17 protein-coding genes are annotated in these 17,624 nt (G+C 26.5%); 7 read left to right on the top strand and 10 right to left on the bottom strand.

The window, feature by feature from the left end; all coding sequences use genetic code 11:
• Window position 1: 1 nt before the first annotated feature.
• The 4 genes from KO488_RS08710 to KO488_RS15405 form a co-directional block, all read right to left on the bottom strand.
• The gene (locus tag KO488_RS08710; protein WP_216058416.1) at window positions 2-1,240 is read right to left on the bottom strand and encodes a M16 family metallopeptidase; all 1,239 of its coding nucleotides are present in this window, start codon (window positions 1,238-1,240) and stop codon (window positions 2-4) included.
• Between the two features lie 61 nt (window positions 1,241-1,301).
• Window positions 1,302-2,372 carry a dehypoxanthine futalosine cyclase gene (locus tag KO488_RS08705; RefSeq protein ID WP_216058415.1) on the bottom strand — a complete coding sequence of 357 codons (1,071 nt, stop codon included), beginning with the start codon at window positions 2,370-2,372 and terminating at the stop codon, window positions 1,302-1,304.
• Window positions 2,372-4,618 carry an outer membrane protein assembly factor BamA gene (bamA, locus tag KO488_RS08700; RefSeq protein ID WP_216058414.1) on the bottom strand — a complete coding sequence of 749 codons (2,247 nt, stop codon included), beginning with the start codon at window positions 4,616-4,618 and terminating at the stop codon, window positions 2,372-2,374. The genes KO488_RS08705 and bamA overlap by 1 nt, the downstream gene beginning before the upstream one ends.
• Before the next feature lie 98 nt (window positions 4,619-4,716).
• Window positions 4,717-5,625: a restriction endonuclease gene (locus KO488_RS15405; protein ID WP_216058413.1), complete on the bottom strand. Its 909-nt coding sequence runs from the start codon at window positions 5,623-5,625 to the stop codon at window positions 4,717-4,719.
• 364 nt (window positions 5,626-5,989) lie between these two features.
• On the opposite strand from KO488_RS15405, the gene KO488_RS08690 reads away from it, so the two are divergent.
• Window positions 5,990-6,820 (top strand): prephenate dehydrogenase, encoded by an 831-nt coding sequence (locus KO488_RS08690; RefSeq protein ID WP_216058412.1) that lies wholly within the window; start codon window positions 5,990-5,992, stop codon window positions 6,818-6,820.
• Between the two features lie 19 nt (window positions 6,821-6,839).
• Here the strand turns inward: KO488_RS08690 and folP are convergent, their stop codons facing one another.
• Genes folP through KO488_RS08665 form a run of 5 tightly spaced genes read right to left on the bottom strand, consistent with a single transcriptional unit; the run spans window position 6,840 to window position 10,570 of the window.
• Window positions 6,840-7,643: a dihydropteroate synthase gene (gene folP, locus KO488_RS08685; RefSeq protein ID WP_216058411.1), complete on the bottom strand. Its 804-nt coding sequence runs from the start codon at window positions 7,641-7,643 to the stop codon at window positions 6,840-6,842.
• A gap of 12 nt (window positions 7,644-7,655) precedes the next feature.
• A complete protein-coding gene (locus KO488_RS08680; protein WP_216058410.1) occupies window positions 7,656-8,291 on the bottom strand; it encodes a DNA polymerase III subunit delta' in 636 nt (211 codons plus the stop codon).
• Window position 8,292: 1 nt separating this feature from the next.
• Window positions 8,293-8,844: a HobA family DNA replication regulator gene (locus KO488_RS08675; protein WP_216058409.1), complete on the bottom strand. Its 552-nt coding sequence runs from the start codon at window positions 8,842-8,844 to the stop codon at window positions 8,293-8,295.
• A 2-nt stretch (window positions 8,845-8,846) separates the two neighbouring features.
• Window positions 8,847-10,058 carry an aspartate kinase gene (locus KO488_RS08670; protein ID WP_216058408.1) on the bottom strand — a complete coding sequence of 404 codons (1,212 nt, stop codon included), beginning with the start codon at window positions 10,056-10,058 and terminating at the stop codon, window positions 8,847-8,849.
• A 17-nt stretch (window positions 10,059-10,075) separates the two neighbouring features.
• Window positions 10,076-10,570 (bottom strand): RNA pyrophosphohydrolase, encoded by a 495-nt coding sequence (locus KO488_RS08665; RefSeq protein WP_216058407.1) that lies wholly within the window; start codon window positions 10,568-10,570, stop codon window positions 10,076-10,078.
• 55 nt (window positions 10,571-10,625) lie between these two features.
• Between KO488_RS08665 and hemW the strand changes: the two genes are divergently transcribed.
• The 6 genes from hemW to KO488_RS08635 all read left to right on the top strand — a co-directional run bounded on the left by hemW (window position 10,626) and on the right by KO488_RS08635 (window position 16,520).
• Window positions 10,626-11,693, top strand: coding sequence for a radical SAM family heme chaperone HemW (gene hemW, locus KO488_RS08660; RefSeq protein ID WP_216058406.1), 1,068 nt, complete (start codon window positions 10,626-10,628; stop codon window positions 11,691-11,693).
• 47 nt (window positions 11,694-11,740) lie between these two features.
• Window positions 11,741-12,577, top strand: coding sequence for a peptide chain release factor N(5)-glutamine methyltransferase (gene prmC, locus KO488_RS08655; RefSeq protein ID WP_216058405.1), 837 nt, complete (start codon window positions 11,741-11,743; stop codon window positions 12,575-12,577).
• Between the two features lie 15 nt (window positions 12,578-12,592).
• On the top strand, window positions 12,593-14,560 hold the full coding sequence (locus KO488_RS08650) for a M3 family metallopeptidase (protein ID WP_216058404.1): 1,968 nt from the start codon (window positions 12,593-12,595) through the stop codon (window positions 14,558-14,560).
• Between the two features lie 51 nt (window positions 14,561-14,611).
• Complete coding sequence (locus tag KO488_RS08645; RefSeq protein ID WP_216058403.1) at window positions 14,612-15,067, top strand: hypothetical protein; 456 nt, start codon at window positions 14,612-14,614, stop codon at window positions 15,065-15,067.
• Window positions 15,068-15,078: 11 nt separating this feature from the next.
• Window positions 15,079-15,357: a hypothetical protein gene (locus KO488_RS08640; protein WP_216058402.1), complete on the top strand. Its 279-nt coding sequence runs from the start codon at window positions 15,079-15,081 to the stop codon at window positions 15,355-15,357.
• A gap of 110 nt (window positions 15,358-15,467) precedes the next feature.
• The gene (locus KO488_RS08635) at window positions 15,468-16,520 is read left to right on the top strand and encodes a tyrosine-type recombinase/integrase (protein WP_216058401.1); all 1,053 of its coding nucleotides are present in this window, start codon (window positions 15,468-15,470) and stop codon (window positions 16,518-16,520) included.
• 10 nt (window positions 16,521-16,530) lie between these two features.
• Here KO488_RS08635 and cheB read toward each other — a convergent pair whose 3' ends face one another.
• Complete coding sequence (gene cheB, locus KO488_RS08630) at window positions 16,531-17,604, bottom strand: chemotaxis-specific protein-glutamate methyltransferase CheB (RefSeq protein WP_216058400.1); 1,074 nt, start codon at window positions 17,602-17,604, stop codon at window positions 16,531-16,533.
• Window positions 17,605-17,624: the final 20 nt, after the last annotated feature.

The following is a 17,624-nucleotide window of genomic DNA, read 5'->3' as shown; positions in this document are numbered from 1 at the left end:
ACTATTTCCTTACAATTGCAAATGTTAAATTATTAATCTCTTCATGAGATTTTATAAACTTATTTAAATCTTCTAGTTTTAAATCTTGAATTAAATCTAACTCTCTTTTTGGATAATCTTGATCTAACCCTCTATAATAAAGAGTAAAAGCTTTATTTAATCTTTGTGATAAAACTTCATTTCTTAAAGGTTCACTTCCAGTTAAAAAGTTTTTTGCAGCTTTTAACTCATCTTTAGTAACACCTTTTTTAACAAAATCTTTAATAATTTCTTTAACTAAAGATTGTGCTTCTTTTGCTGTTTCATTTTTAGTTTGTAAATAACCACTAAAGAATGTATGAGATTTATTTATAGAAACAGAACCATAAGCACTATAAGCAAGTCCTCTTTTAACTCTAATTTCTTCCATAAGTCTTGAACCAAAACCAGAACCACCTAGAATAAATGATGCAACCTTTGCTATATATCTATTTTCATCAGATGCTGTAACATTATATGAACTACCAAAATAAATATAAGCTTGTTCTGTTTCTTTAATTAGTGTTTCTTCTGCATCTTTAGATACAAAATTAATCTCTTCTAATTCTCTTTTAACTCCTGGCTTTAAAACATCCAAAACTGGTTGAATTAACTTTGCAAATTCTTTATAAGTAAAATCTCCACCAGCTACTACTATTAAATTATTTAGATTAATTGTATCGTTAATAAAGGTCTTTATATCTTTAAGATTAATATTTTGAATACTTTCTAAATTACCAGAACTAGGGCTTGCTAACGATGTACCTTTAAAAAGATTTGCTTTTAATAAATTTTTTGCAGTATAATCAAAATCATTCTCTTTTCTTTTTAATTCACCTGTTTTTAACGTCTTTAACTTAACTAAAGTATCCTCAGTATAATTTGGTGATTCAATTAATTTAGTTAATAAATTAATTGATTTCTTAGTTACATCTTTTAAGTTTGATAATTCTATTACAAAAGTTTCAAAACCATTTGAAGTATGTAAAGAAATTGCATTTTCTTCTAACTTTTGTGCAAACTTTGTTGAACCTAATTCTTTTGTTCCTTCATTTAATAACTTTGAAGAAAAACTTGCTAATCCACTTTTATCTTTATCTTGAATATAACCTGAGTTCTGAAAAACCAATTGTAAATTTAAAATTGGTAAACTATTTTGTTTTTCAAAAACTACTGGAACTTTAATCCCTTTTATTTCTATATGCTTTATGTCAGCACTCATTAAACTTCCTTGTAAAATTACTAATGCAAATAAATATTTTTTAAATTTTTTAATCAAAGGTCTAATACCTCTCTAATATCTCATAAGCTGTATTTCTTTTTGCTGGTTTTTCACCAACATCTTTAATCAACCTAATCATCTCTTCTTGATTCATTCGATTAGAAGCTCCTGCAGCTTTTACTACATTTTCTTCCATCATTGTACTTCCTAAATCATTTGCTCCAAAATTTAAAGCTAATTGACCTATGTAAGAGCCTTGTGTTACCCAAGAACTTTGCATATTCATAAAATTATCTAAGTAAAGTCTTGAAACAGCAAGTAATCTTAAATATCTATTTGATGATTGAGGTTTAATATCTGGAATCTCTTTTAAAAGAGTTGTATTCGCACCTTGGAATGACCACATAATAAAGGCTCTAAATCCACCCGTTCTATCTTGTAAATCTCTTAATAATTCCCAATGTTCAATAATCTCTTCATCAGTCTCAACTGTTCCAAACATCATTGTTGCAGTTGTTTTCATTCCAATAGAATGTGCTAATTCATGAACTTCAATCCAATCTTTACTATCCATTTTATTTGGTGCTATAATATCTCTTACTCTATCAGATAAGATCTCAGCTCCAGCTCCTGGAATTGAACTTAAACCTTTTACTTGAAGTCGTTTTAAAACTTCTAATATTGTGATTTTTGATACTTTTGCAATATATTTAATTTCAATTGCAGAAAAACCATGAATAGTGATCTGAGGATATTTAGTATGAATATGAGAAACTAGTTCTTCATAATAATCAATTTTAAGTTTTGGATGAACTCCACCTTGAAAAAGTATTTGTGTTCCACCAATTTCTAATAATTCATCAATTTTTGAATCAATCTCATCAAACTTTAATACATAAGAATCTTCATCTCGTCCATGTCTAAAAAAAGCACAAAACTTGCAATCTACCCAACATACATTTGTATAGTTTATATTTCTATCAACTATAAAAGATGTAGTTTTATCAGGATGTAACTCAAGCTTTCTTTTTGTAGCTAATTCACCTAACTCTAATAATGAAGCATTTTCAATTAAATCTAATGCTTCAGCGTTAGTTATTCTTCTATTTAATAAATCCATTTTTTTAACCATTAAAAACTACTCCCCAGTGAGAATTCAAATGTTGATGTATCATCATCCTCTTTTGCATCTAAAGCTTTTGCAAAAACAAGTTGTAATGGTCCTAAAGGAGAAATCCATTCTAATACAGCACCAGTACTTGATCTTGCAATATCACTAAAGTTATCTTCCCCAATCATTCCATAATCATAGAATAATGCCCATCTCATTTTAGCATTAGGTATTAAAGGGAAACTCATTTCTATAGAGTTTGCCCAAGACCTTTTATAAGGTTCAGTAACATATCCATCAGTATTTGAAGGGAAAGCATAAGAAGAGTATCCTCTTAAACTTTTTACTCCTCCTAAGTATAATGAATCACCTTGATTTATTTGTCCATTATCTATTAAAGCACTTACCTTAGTTCTAAATCTGAAAATCCAATCTAATTCAGCATAGTCATTTAAACTATTAAAATACTTAAAGTATGAAGTTGATTTTAAATATCTTGAATCTCCACCAACACCAGCATATTCTAAAGAAGTTCCAGCTTTTATACCTTCTCGTGGCAATTGATAGTTATCTGTATTATCAAAGCTTAAATATGGTGTTAATGAACTTGAAATATAATCTGCATTTTTAAATCGACTATCTTCAGGAACAGTTGAATCATCATCATATGTATACTCTTCTTTTATAAAATCAAGTTTATATCTTAATCCACCTCTTAAGTTTCTAAAAATTTCTCGACCAACACCAACTGAAAACCCTTTAGTATTTTTATCTAAATCATAAACAGTTCTACTAATTTCATTATCAGAATTATGCGCTTCAATATCACCATTAAATTTACTATCATTAATAGAAGGATTACTTAAGTTTAAAGAGAATTCACTTGAATTAGCAGATAAATCTGCACTTATTCCTACACCTAAACCTGAACCAAATACATTTGAATCTTTTACAGACCCACTTACCATAATTTTATCATAAGATCCGTATCCACCACCAAGTGTTAAAGCTCCTGTAGCTGCTTCAACTACTTCAATTAAAATATCAATTTTATCTTCTGTTACTCTTTTTTGCTCAACTTTTACTGTTTCAAAATAAGATGATCTACCTAATTTTGATTTTGTATCTGTAAAGTCTGTTTCATTATATAAATCACCAGGAGCTAAATATACATCTCTTCTTATAACTCTATCAAGAGTTCTTGCATTACCTGAAATTTTAACATCATTAATATAAACTTTTTTACCAGGGATTACATTATATACAATATCAACTTTCGAGTTTTCTGTATCTTTTTTAACATCAAATTTAACTTCCGCATAAGCATAACCTTTGTTAGCTACTTGTGTTTTAATATATGCCTGATCTCGTCTAAGTTTTTTAATATTAAATGTATTTCCAATAATTAAATCTAATTCTGGATAGATATCTTTAGCATCAACAATTGAAGGATCAAGATAAATTTTAATATCATTTGTAATATATTTACTACCTTCATTTATAAAAAAGTCTAAATTTGCTTGATTTGAAGCAAAGTCAATATTTAAGAAAGGTTCTTTAACTTGTGCATCAAGGAATCCTTTTTCAAAATATAATTCATTTATTCTTCTTGCATCATATTTTAATTGATCAATTTTAACTTCACCATCATTTTGTCCAAACCACCAGGAAGCTACTTCTTTTTCTTTATTAGCCGTTACATGGTCAAAATCATCTTGGTCTAATTCATCAGCACCATAATAATTTGCTTTTTTAATAATAATTTCATCACCTTTATTTACATTAAATGTAACTTTTAAAGAGTGTTCATTAATAGTTTCAATTTCTGTTTCAACAACAGAGTTAATATATCCATCATTTTCTAAAAGGTCTAATAATATTTTTTTAGCATCTTTAATTCTTTTCTCTGTATACATAGAACCTTTTTTCAATTTAATCATTGTCTTTAATGACTCAATATCATCTGTTCTTGATTTATAACCTTTTATATCAATATTAGCAATTGAAGGTTTTTCTTTGAAGTTTAATTGTAGTTTACCGTTATCATTAATAACAACTATATCATCAAAGTAGCCAAATTTATAAAACTTTTTTATTGCATCATTTATTTTATTATCATTAATTTCATCACCTGGCTTCATATCAAGTGTTTCATCTACTATTTTTTGAGATATCTTATTTAAATTATTATATTCTATAGATTGTATTGTATCTGCGTATAGTGCAGTTGCACATACCAAAGAAAATAGGATTACTTTATTTTTCACGACTTTCCTTAAATTTCATAATTAGGCATTAATATATCTAAATTCACTTTATATAAATATTAATAGTTAGTTGCCTAGTATTTGATTATTTTCACTCTTTAAAATTCTAAAATCTCATATGTGCAATTATAATAATCATCTCTAAATATATTAATTGCACATGCTTTAAAAACTTTCTTATTTGGTACTATATATTTTAATTTTACATTTGATTTATCTAAGTTTTCTTGGTCTATGTATTTAATACAATTACTATGAAATTCTTTAATATGAGTATGAGTGATTTTTCTCCCAGTAGTATGATTCCAATTTTTGCATTGTATTAATATGACTTCATCATCTTTTTTACAAATAACATCAATTCCACCATCTAACCTGTCTTTTTTAATTCCATTTAGATAAATATCATAGCCATCTAATTTATAATATCCAGCAACTTTCTTTTCATAATCATCACCTTTTTCTTTTTTCTTTTTATTTGACATTCCAGATTTTAATTCTTCTTTTTCTTTTACATTAGGTGTTTCTATATCTTCTATTCTAATCTCTTTATGTTTATTTTTATAAATTTCTTCTTGTTTCTTTAAGTTCTTTTTAAAAGCTTCTTTTCTTTTTCTTATCTTATATTCTTCTACTGATTCAGAAAATTGTTCTAATTCCTCTTCTTTTTTAATAGGTTGTTTTTTATTTTGCATTGCATAATCAAGGTTCTTCTTAAAAGCTAAAAAATCATCTTCATCAAATGTAGAATAAGCCGATTTAAATCTATTATCAATAAAAACAAAATAACGTGTTCTTTTTACAAAAGACAAACCTATTAATATAATATATGAAATTATCATAAATGAATTTATTCCAAAAAAGACAATCATTATTGTAAGAATAAACATTATAGGAAAGGTAATATTTTTTAATGTTAGTATCTCTTCTGAATAATCAACACTATTTATATTATCTATCGCATAAATTTTATTTTTAATTCTTAATATATTTCCACTAAATTCCACTTATATCTTTCCTCTTAAATCATTATATATTTTATGTAAAAGGATTTTATTACAATTATTTTTATTATTTAATTAATTATTTTACTATTTAAAATTGACTAATTGTATATTTTACAAGTTATTATATATAAAATTTGATAATTATTATTTTAGAATTTTAATTTATTAGCTATTATTATATACTAGCTATATTAAAAAAAGAGTAGTAAATCCCAATTAATTGAACATTTAAGAAAAAAAATACAAATAGTTAAAATTCTATGGATTAAATACAATAAAAAAGAATTGTAAAATTTATAATTTAAAGGGTTTAAATCAATATTAAGATATAATCTCAAAATTAATTTACAAAAAAGGTGTTAATTTGAATATAGGAATAGTTGGTTTAGGACTAATGGGTGGTTCTTTAGCAAAAGCAGTTAAAAAATATGGCATAGCAAAAAAAGTATATGGTTATGCTAGAAGTGAAAACTCAAAGAAAGAGATTTTAGAGCTAGATTTAGTAGATGAATTGGTTGATATTCAGACATTAAAAGAGAACTGTGATTTAATTGTTTTAGCAATTCCTGTTGATAATATCATATCTTTTTTACCAAATCTTTTAGATATAAGAAAAGATACTACTATTATGGATTTAGGCTCAACAAAAGAGTTTATTGTAAAAAATATTCCAGAGCAAATAAGAGAAAATTTTATAGCAGCTCATCCTATGTGTGGTTCTGAGAAGTTTGGACCTAAAGCTTCTATGGATAATTTGTATGAAGGGAAAACTGTTGTTTTATGCGATTTAGAAAACAATACAGACCTTCATAAAAATAGGGCAATAAAAGTATTTCAAGATATTGGAATGAGACTTGTTTTTATGGATTCTCATAACCATGATCTTCATGCTTGTTACATGTCTCATTTACCTCATGCAATTTCTTTTTCTTTAGCAAATACTGTTATGAATCATGAAGATCCAAAATCAATCATTGCACTTGCTGCTGGTGGATTTACAGATATGAGTAGGATTGCAAAATCTAGTCCTAATATGTGGACAGATATTTTTAAACAAAATAGAGAAAACCTACTAAGTTCAATAGATTTATTTGAAGGTCATATGAAAAAAGTTAGAGAAATGGTTGAAAATGAAGAGTATGAAAAACTAGAAGAATGGATGAAAAAAGCTAATACTTTACATGAAATATTATGAATAAAAGTATAAAATTAACTCAAGAAATTGAGTTAATAGCTTCTTGAACTTTTAAAGCTTGAAAGTGTTCATAAACATCATGACATCTAATTATTGAAGCACCTCTATTAACAGATTCTAAATGAATTGCTAAAGTTCCAGGAAGTCTATCTTTAATCTCACATGGTGTAATCATATCAATCATAGATTTTCTACTAGCACCTATTAATAATTCATATCCAAAATGTTTAAAATGTACTAATTTATTTAAAAGTAATAAGTTATGAGCTAAAGTTTTTCCAAAACCAATACCAACATCTAAAACTATATCTTGAAGGCCGAAACTATTAGCTTTTTGTATTTGCTTTTTAAAATATTCATCTATATCTAGAATAACATTATTATATTGTGGTTTTTCTTGCATATTTTTAGGATTATTTTGCATATGCATTATAATAACTTTGGCATCATATTTAGCACTTACTTTACAAACTTCATCATTTGCTAAGCCTGTAATATCATTTACTATTTTAAAGCCTTTATTCAAAACATAATCAATAACCAAAGGAGAATAAGAATCAATAGAAAAATCTACTTTTTCAAAATATTTTTCTTTATAAATAGTATCAACAATATTTTTTAGACGCTCTAGCTCTATTTTTTCATCAATAGTAATACTTCCAGGTCTACTTGAAACTGCACCAATATCAATAATATTTGCACCATCTTCAATCATTTTCTCTATTTTAAAACTAGCTTCTTTATTATCAAATCTACTATCTTTAAAAAATGAATCTTCATTTGCATTTAAAACACCCATAATTTTTGTTTTATTAGTTTGCATTTGTATTAACCCTTAGTTTATATTAGTTTTTTGATTTGCTAAAGATAAAAGTAATGTTGTTAAAATATTAATTGGTCTTGAGTTTAATTCTAAAAGTTTTGAAGCTTTTGAAAATAGATCTAATTGAGTAGATGTTAGTTTCATATTCTGTTTATTTGCTTTTAATAAAATAGCTTCTATCGTAGTCTTTGCATCATTTTTTGATATTTTTTGATTTTCCTTTAAAAATACGTAAATATCTTTTAAATCTAACTTTAGAATATCTAATGAAATTTCATCTTTTAATAATGAAGTTTTCATATATTTATAAGGCATACGAGAATATATAGTTGGTAAAATTGAAGATTTTGAATTTGTGAGAATAATAAAAACTACATTTTTAGGAGGTTCTTCTAATACTTTTAATAAAGAGTTTTGTGCTTCTTTTCTAAAAGTACTTCCACAAAGAAAAATATATTTATTTTCATTTGAAGCAATATATGCTTCTTTTATAGCTTGATTTGCTTGGAGAAGTTGGAATTCATCTTTCTCTTCATTTTTAATTATTCTAACACTATGAGGAGAATAAAAAGGTGATAAATCACTTAATGTTTTCTCTATATCATTAACAATTAAGATAGTTGATTTATCAATTTTTTTATCATACATTTTAGTTTTCTACATTAATTTCTGCAAAAAGGGCAGAACTTACAGTTTTATTATACAATCTAAACATTTGTAATAGTTTCATATCTAAAGCTTCATCATTTGATCTTAAGTTAAAAGCATCTTGCATTTCTTCATCAAAAAGCCAAAGAAAAGAGTTTTTAGAAACTTTAGGAATTACTGCACGTACATCTTGACTTTTACCTATATACCAAAAACAATATCCATTAGGAAAAGAGATATTTAACATATCTTTTATATATGAAATATCATCGTCTGATTTTATATTATCCATATATTTATAGAAGGATTTAAAATCGTAAAAAGGTAAAAATGGTCTATTTAACTTAGAAGAATTAACATTAGTTAAAATATATTCTAAAAACCATTCTCTATCTCTATCTGTTAAAACAATAACAGAAGCACCTTTTTCTAATAAATTTACAATATTTTTAGAAACTAATGGAGTCCATTCATATTTTTTTTCTTCTAACCAAGGAGAGATTAATCTATCTTCCCTGATTGTATCAACAGTCCAATTTAAAAATTCTTGCACGTTTATTTATCCAGATTATAAGCTTCGTGTAATGCTCTTACTGCTAATTCTGCATATTTTACTTCAATAATCATTGAAATCTTTATCTCTGAAGTAGATATGATTCTAATATTAATATTTTCATTTGCCATTGAAGAGAAAGCTTTTGAAGCAACACCTGTATGAGATTTCATTCCGACACCAACAATTGATACTTTACAAATATTTTCATTATAATCAATATTTTTAGATTGATCTTTAAACTTTTCCATTACATCTTTACATAATGCAAAATCAGTTGTAGGGATTGTAAAATCTAAATCAGTTGTACCATCAAGTCCTCTTGTCTGAACTATCATATCAACATTGATATCAGCATCAGCAAGTGATGTAAAGATTGATGCAGCGATGCCTGGTTTATCTGTTACACCATACATACCAACTCTGATTTGGTTTTTATCTAATGCGATTCCACTTACAACTGGTTTTTCCATAATATTTTCTTCCTTTGTTATTAATGTACCTTCCACTTCAGGAGTGAAGCTAGATCTTGATACTAAGTTTACATTTAATTTTTTTGCCATCTCTACTGATCTATTTTGTAAAACTTTTGCTCCTAATGAAGCTAATTCTAACATCTCATCATAAGAAATCTTTTCTAATTTTTTTGCTTTTGGTTCAATTCTAGGATCTGTAGTATAAATACCATCAACATCTGTATATATCTCACAAATATCAGCTTCAATAGCACCAGCAATTGCGACTGCTGTTAAATCACTACCACCACGACCAAGTGTTGATACTCTTTTAGTATCAATAGTTACACCTTGAAAACCAGCAACAATAACAGTTTTTCCATCTGCTATTGCATTTTTAAGATTTGTTGTATCAATATCTTCAATTCTAGCTTTCATATGAGCATTATCTGTAATAATACCAGCTTCTCTACCACTCATTGAAGTAGTTTTATAACCTTGTTCATTTAAAGCAATTGACAATAATGCAGAAGTAACTCTCTCTCCTGAACTTAATAACATATCCATTTCACATGCATTTGGCTGTGATGAAAAACTATCAGCATATTCAATTAATTTATTTGTTTCACCACTCATAGCAGAAACTACTGCAATTACATCATGACCTTCATCTTTTATTTTTTTTATTATATTTGCAACATTTTGGATTCGCTCAAGTGTACCAACACTTGTACCCCCAAATTTTAATACTTTTAACATTTACTCATAATTCCTTTTTAAATATAGCCTTCATTTTTAAAATATTTTAAAACTTGCTTATAAACTGTTCTTTTAAAGAAAGTTATATAGTCATAGATATTTTTTGTTGGTACAAATTTATATTCACTGAATTCTGGGATTTCAGTGTCAATATTAACTTTTGCACCTTTTTTTAATTTTACTAAATAGTACTTTTGTATCTGACCATCAAAGGGGTGCATTTTTTTTGCAATTGCAGGAGGGAAGTCATAAGATACCCATTGAGGATATTCTGCAATAATCTCAATTTCTCTCGTTCCTATTTCTTCTTCAAGCTCTCTGTATAATGCTTCTTTTGCATTTTCACCTTCATCAATTCCACCTTGTGGGAATTGCCAAGCATTATCTACATCAGTACGTGACGCTATAAATATTTCGCATGTATGTGGGTATTTCGCTGATAGTACAATCGCTGCTACATTAGGTCTATAATTTTTAGTATTATCTTTTGTGATTTCATTTTTATCAGTCATAAATATGTTTTCCCTTATAATTAGCCAAAGATTTTACAGAAATTAGGATTAAAAATTGCTTTTATATATACATATACCTTTTTGCGATAGCAAATGTTTTTACTGTGCATTCAATTCATATACTGATAAGTTTCATTTGAAACAAGAGTATATGAAAGCACTAAAAAAACAATTAAAAAATGAATTAGATATTTATGTTAAAAAACATAATAAAGAAATAGAAACAGTATTTATTGGAGGTGGTACACCATCTTGCGTAAAAGCTCAAGAGTATGAAGAAGTTTTAAATATGATAAAACCATATTTAATAAAAGACGCAGAAATCACAACAGAAGCCAATCCAAATTCAGCTTCATATGAATGGCTCGAAACTATGCATAGTTTCGGTGTAAATAGAGTTAGTTTTGGAGTACAAAGTTTCAACAATGAAAAGTTGAAATTCCTAGGTAGATCGCATAAGAATAAAAGTGCTATAGAAGCTATACAAAATGCAAATAGTATAGGCTTTAATGGTATTAACTGTGATATAATATATGGAGTCCAAGGAGACACACTAAAGAGTATGAAAGAGGATTTTAGACAAGCTTTTTCCTTACCAATTACACATTTAAGTGCTTATTCATTAATGATTGAAGAAGGTACAAAGTTCTTTGATAGATCTAGTGTAAAAATTGATGATGAAGAGTTATCTTATGAAATATTTGATTTTATTAAAGAGAATAATTTTACTCAATATGAGATATCAAATTTTGCTAGAGAAAAAAAATATGAATCAAAACATAATTATGGATATTGGGAACATAAAGAATATTTAGGAGTAGGTGCAGGAGCGGTAGGATATGTAAATAAAAGAAGATACTATCCTTCTAAAAGTATTGAAGAATATATAGCAGATCCTTTTAAAATGGATTATGAAGCAATAGATTTAGATGACATAAAAACGGAGAAAATACTACTTGGTTTTAGGTGTTCAAATGGTGTTGAACTATCACTATTTACACAAAAAGAACTAGAAAAAGTAAAAGATTTAATTGAAAATGATAAAGTTTTAGTAAAAGATAAAAGAATTTATAATAAAAACTTTTTATTATCAGATGAATTAGCATTATATATTTTAGAGTAATAACAATTTAACTATAATATCAAGTTTAAAAAAGGTTTATACATAATATGACAATAAAAGATACGATTAGAAAATATACAAATGATTTAAAATTTGTAACACATATTCCAGCAAAAGAAGTTGAGATGCTAATGATGTATTTATTAGAGAAAAATACTATATGGTTACATCTAAACTATAATAAAGAATTTGAACAGCAAAAAGAGCTTGAAAAGTTAATAAAAAAAAGAGTAACAAATTATCCAATGGAATACATAATAAATAAAGCTTCATTTTATGGAGAAGTTTTTATTGTTCAAGAGGGTGTTTTAATACCTAGACCAGAAACAGAATTATTAATTGATAATGCACTTGAAGTAATTAAGAGTATAAAAGACAAAAAAGAAACAATTAATATAATAGAAATAGGTACTGGTTCGGGAATAATTTCAGTTATGCTAGCGTTATTAATAGAGAATATAAAAATAATTGCAGTTGATATTAATGAAAAAGCATTAGAACTTGCAAAGAAAAATGCAAAAAAACATGGAGTTGAAGATAAAATTGAATTTAGATTAAGTAATTTATATGAGAATATAGATGAAATAAATATAGATTTAACAATATCAAATCCACCTTATATAGCAGATGATTACGAATTACCAACTAATGTAAAATTTGAACCTTCAAATGCATTATTTGGTGGAAGTGTAGGTGATGAATTATTAAAAAAGATAATTGATCAAACAAATAAAAGAAATATTGAATATTTACTATGTGAAATGGGATTTGATCAAAAGAAACCATTAACAAACTATTTAGAAAAATTTAATATAAATAGTTTATCATTCTATCAAGACTATGAAAAGTTTGATAGAGGATTTACAATACAATTTAAAAAATAAAAAAGGATTATATAAATGTTTAAAGAATTTAATTTAGAAAAACTAACAGACTCAAAAGTATTATTAGAAAAACTATTAGAGCAATCAAAAAATGAAATATTAGAATTAATGAAAATAGAAGATAAAACATATGAAAATTTTGTTATGCCATATGAAGAAATAGGGGAGAGTATTAATGACTTTCTTACTCCAATTTTTCATATTGATTCAGTAAAAAATTCTGAAATCACAGGAAAAGTTTATGAAGAATGTCTTCCAGTTATTTCAAAATATGAAACTTGGATATCTCAAAATGAAAGTATTTATAGAGCTTTAAAAGATATACATTCTAAGTATAAAAGTACTTTAAGTAGTATACAAAATAAAGTCTTAGAAAATGAAATAAGAGACTTTGTACTTTCTGGTTGTCACTTAGATAATGATAAAAAGAAAAGATTAGAAGATATAAATTTAACTCTAAGTGAACTATCTCATAAGTTCTCTCAAAACTTATTAGATGCAACAAATAAGTTTGAAATGATTATAGAAGAGGAAGATGATATAAGAGAAATTCCTGCTTCAGATTTAGAATTAGCAAAATTTGAAGAAGAGGGTAAAACTAAATATAAGTTTACTTTACAAATTCCATCATATATGGCTTATATTACATATGGAACATCAAGACAGAGAAGAGAAGAACTTTATAAAGCTTATTGTACTAAAGCTCCTCAAAATGGAAAGATTATAGAACAAATACTTAAGTTAAAAAATGAAAAGGTAAAAATCTTAGGTTTTAATTCTTATTCTGAATACTCTTTACAAACAAAAATGGCTTCAAAAGAAGAAGAGGTTATTTCATTTTTAGAAGAATTAGGACATAAGGGAAAAGCTAAAGCAATTGAGGAATTAGAAGAAATTAAACAATTAGCGAGTAAAGATGGAATAAATGATTTTAGATCATCAGATATGGCTTATTATTCTGAAAAACTAAAGAAAACTAAATATGATTTAGATGAAGAGTATTATCGACCTTATTTTGAGCAAGAATCTGTATTAAATGGCTTCTTTGACTTCTTATATCAAATGTTTGATATCAAGTTTGTTCAAACTGATGCTAAAGCATGGGATGATAAAGTAAGAGTATATAATCTATTCTCTAAAGATAATGAGATTGCAAGAATATATATTGATCTTGAAGCTAGAAAAGATAAAAGAGGTGGTGCGTGGATGAATAACTGGCACTCTCATTATGTAGATTCAAAAGGAGAAAAACATTTACCTACTGCTTTTATAGTTTGTAATTTTCCTCAATCAACTGATACGACTCCTTCATTACTAAGACACTCAGATGTTGTAACACTATTTCATGAAATGGGACATGCTTTACATCACTTAGTTAGTGATATAAAAGATCCTTATGTTAGTGGAATTTCTGGCGTTGCTTGGGATACAGTTGAATTTCCTTCACAATTTTTAGAATACTTTTCATATGATAAAGATGTGTTAAAACTATTTGCTAAACATTATGAAACTCAAGAAGTACTAGATGATGAAGCCATTGATAGAATCATAAAAGCTAAAAACTTCCAATCTTCATTATCATTAGTAAGACAAGTAGAATTTGCTTTGTTTGACTTTAAACTATATCAAGACTTATACAAAAGTGAAAAAGAAGTACAAAATTTATTAGATGAAGTAAGAAAAGAATTTGCAGCAATGATTCCACCTTCATATAATAAGTTCCAAAATGGTTTCTCTCATATTTTTGCAGGTGGATATTCTGCTGGATATTATTCATATAAATGGGCAGAAGTACTAAGTGCTGATGCTTTCTATATGTTTATTGATTCAGGAAACATCTTCAATAAAGAGCTTGCTTTAAAATATAAAGAGACTATTTTATCTAAAGGTGGATCATCAAATATGGATAAATTATTTTACAATTTTGCACAAAGAAAGCCAAGTATTGATTCTTTATTAAGAATTGATGGAATTATTAGCTAAATTTAGCAATAATAACGAATTAATAATAATATTACCAAGGATGTAAGACAAATGACAAATGCAGAAACAATTTCAAAACTAAATAATGCTTTAAATACTTTAATAAAAGCCTACGAAGAACTTGAAGGTAAAAACACTGAGTTAGAAAATAGAATTACTGAATTAGAAGATGAAGTTCTTGAATTAGAAACTGTAAAAGAAGATTTAGAATTAAATGTAAATGACTTCAAAACAAATACAGAAGAAGATAACTCAAATATTTCATCAATGTTAGGAAAAATTGAAGGTTTATTAAATAAAAGAGTAACTACTGAAAATAAAGATGATACTTCATCTACGAATACAGAAGATGAAATAAAAACATCTGAAGAAGATAAAGAAACAACAAATGGTAATATCTTCAACAATAACACCGTAAATGATGATGATGATGATGATAAAAAACCTGAAGAAAATAAAATTGATTTAAACAGAATGGCATCTTTATTAAATGGGTTTAACAACTAGAAAAGACGATAATGATTACATTATTAGATAAAACATCTTTGTATAATACTTTTGGTGTCAATGATTTTGGCTCAATAGAGCTTGCTATTGATAATATGGCACCTTCAATGGTAGAGTACTATTTATCAGATTTAAGTGAATATTCTGAAGATGCATATTTAAACAAAAGTAATATAGAAAATAGTTTATGTATAGGGGATTATAACTTATACATAGACTATAATGATAATATCTATTTAGAGTTAGACAATAATCAAAATTCAACTTATGAAACTGCTTCTTTTTGGTAAAAAAATATTAATAAATATTATTTTATACTACTTAAAGAGAGGATATAATATAATTTGGAAATTATAGTTTCCAAAAGTAAAATATATTTTAAACTCAAAAAAGGTCAAAATTGAAATATCCATTAGATTGTGAAGATACATTTAGTCAGACATATTTATTCTGGTTATCAAGGTTTATTAGAAATAAGATCACATCTCTTTCAAATAGACAAGTTAAAGATAAAGATAGATTAGCGCAAATACTGCAAGAGCTTACAATTGGTTTTGATTCAATTGACACTTTAAAACTAACTATTAAAGAAGTACGTAATATTGGAATTAATAGCATCCATGTATATTTTATACCTTTAGAAAAATTATACAAGTTTATGATTAATTATGGACCTAATTCAATGAAAGAAATAGATGAGGAACTTCTACGTGACTTTTTAATTACTCAAACAAGTAAACTTTCAGATGCAACAAAGAAAAACTATAGAATATCATTAGTAACTTTTTTTGGATATATAGATAAGCAAAATGAAGAAGTAAATGGTTTTGTTTATAGATATGGTGTTGAGCTTAAGAATTGGGGAGGGTTAAGTGGTAAAAGTGGAACTAAACTGCCCTCATTTATGAAAAAAGATGAAGTTAGAGCTTTTATTCAAGCAATTGATAGATATCCTTTTAGTGCAAAAATAGCTGCAAGAAATAGACTTATTATCAAAATAATTCTTTACACAGGTATTAGAGTTAGTGAAGCTATAAATATTGAGTTAAAAGATTTTAATAAAGATGGTGATGCTTTCATAATTCAAGTAAGAGGAAAGGGTAATAAACCAAGAGTTGTTATGATAAAAGCAAATATTATAACAAATGATTTAAATGAATGGAATGAAGTTAAATCACATAACAACGCCCTACTTTTATGTAATCAAAAAGGTAAAGCTTTAACTCAAGCATATATTAGCAGTATTGTTGAAAAAATATTACTTAGCATTGGTATAAGAAAAGAAAAGAATGGTGCACATATGTTAAGACATACTTTTGCTACGATGCTTTATCAAAAAAGTAAAGACTTGATATTAGTTCAAGAATCACTTGGTCATGCAGATATTAATACTTCAAGGATATATACTCATTTTGATAAAGATCAATTAGAACGAACTACAGATATTTTCTAAAATAGAAATATTATCTTTTTTTACCTTTAGAGTAATCAATTATATATTGAGCAATATCGTCTAAAGGCACAATATTTTTAACTGCACCTGCATTAATAGCTTTTGCTGGCATTCCAAAAACAACACAACTTTCTTCATTTTGAGCAATAGTATACACATTATTTTGATACATATCTTTCATACCAATCATTCCATCATCACCCATTCCTGTCATTATAATAGCCATAGCACTGGAACCTATTACATTATTAACAGATCGATACAATACATCAACACTTGGTTTATGTTGACTGACTTTTTTTGTATCTAATAACTTTGTTTTATAATCTAAACCACTTTTTACAATAGTTAGATGCATATTTCCAGGAGCTAAATAAGCATGTCCATTTTCTAAAATTGTTTCATCTTTTGCTTCCTCTACGATTACATCTGAATAATCATTTAATCTATGTGCAAAAGAGTTTGAAAAACCATAAGGAATATGCTGTGTAATTAAAATAGGCGGTAATCCAGATGGAAGTTTTTGGAATACTTTTAATAATGCCTCAACTCCACCTGTTGATGAACCAATAGCTATTAGTTTATTCCCAGAACCTCTTGTTGGATTTGAAGGTATTACTTCATCTGGATGAATTTTATATTCAATTGTACTAGCTGTTTTCTTTTTTTTAATTAATGGTTTAGGTTTTTTTAAAGTATATCTTTTAAGTAAAAAAGTTAAACTTAATAATGTTTCTTTTATCCTACTTTGAAATGAAGACATAGACTCTCCACCTTCAGGTTTTGATATAAAACCAACAGCTCCATCATCAAAAATATCATTACCTCGAACACCCTCACCTGAAATAACAACGGCAGGCATAGGGTGTAGTCTCATAAGGTTTCTTAAAAATGTTACACCATTCATTTTTGGCATATTTATATCAATAGTTACAATATCAGGTTCATACTGCTTTATTTTTTCTCTTGCATCAAATGCATCAACAGCCATTGATACAACTTCAAACTCATCTATTTGATTAATCATATCTTTTATAATTCTTCTCATAGATGCAGAATCATCTATTACTAAAACAGTATACATTAAAAAACACCCTCTTTATT

Source organism: Poseidonibacter lekithochrous (assembly GCF_018861145.1).
Lineage (GTDB): Bacteria > Campylobacterota > Campylobacteria > Campylobacterales > Arcobacteraceae > Poseidonibacter > Poseidonibacter lekithochrous_A.
Note: the sequence above shows the minus strand (reverse complement) of the source record. Positions and strands in the feature narration are given on the sequence as shown.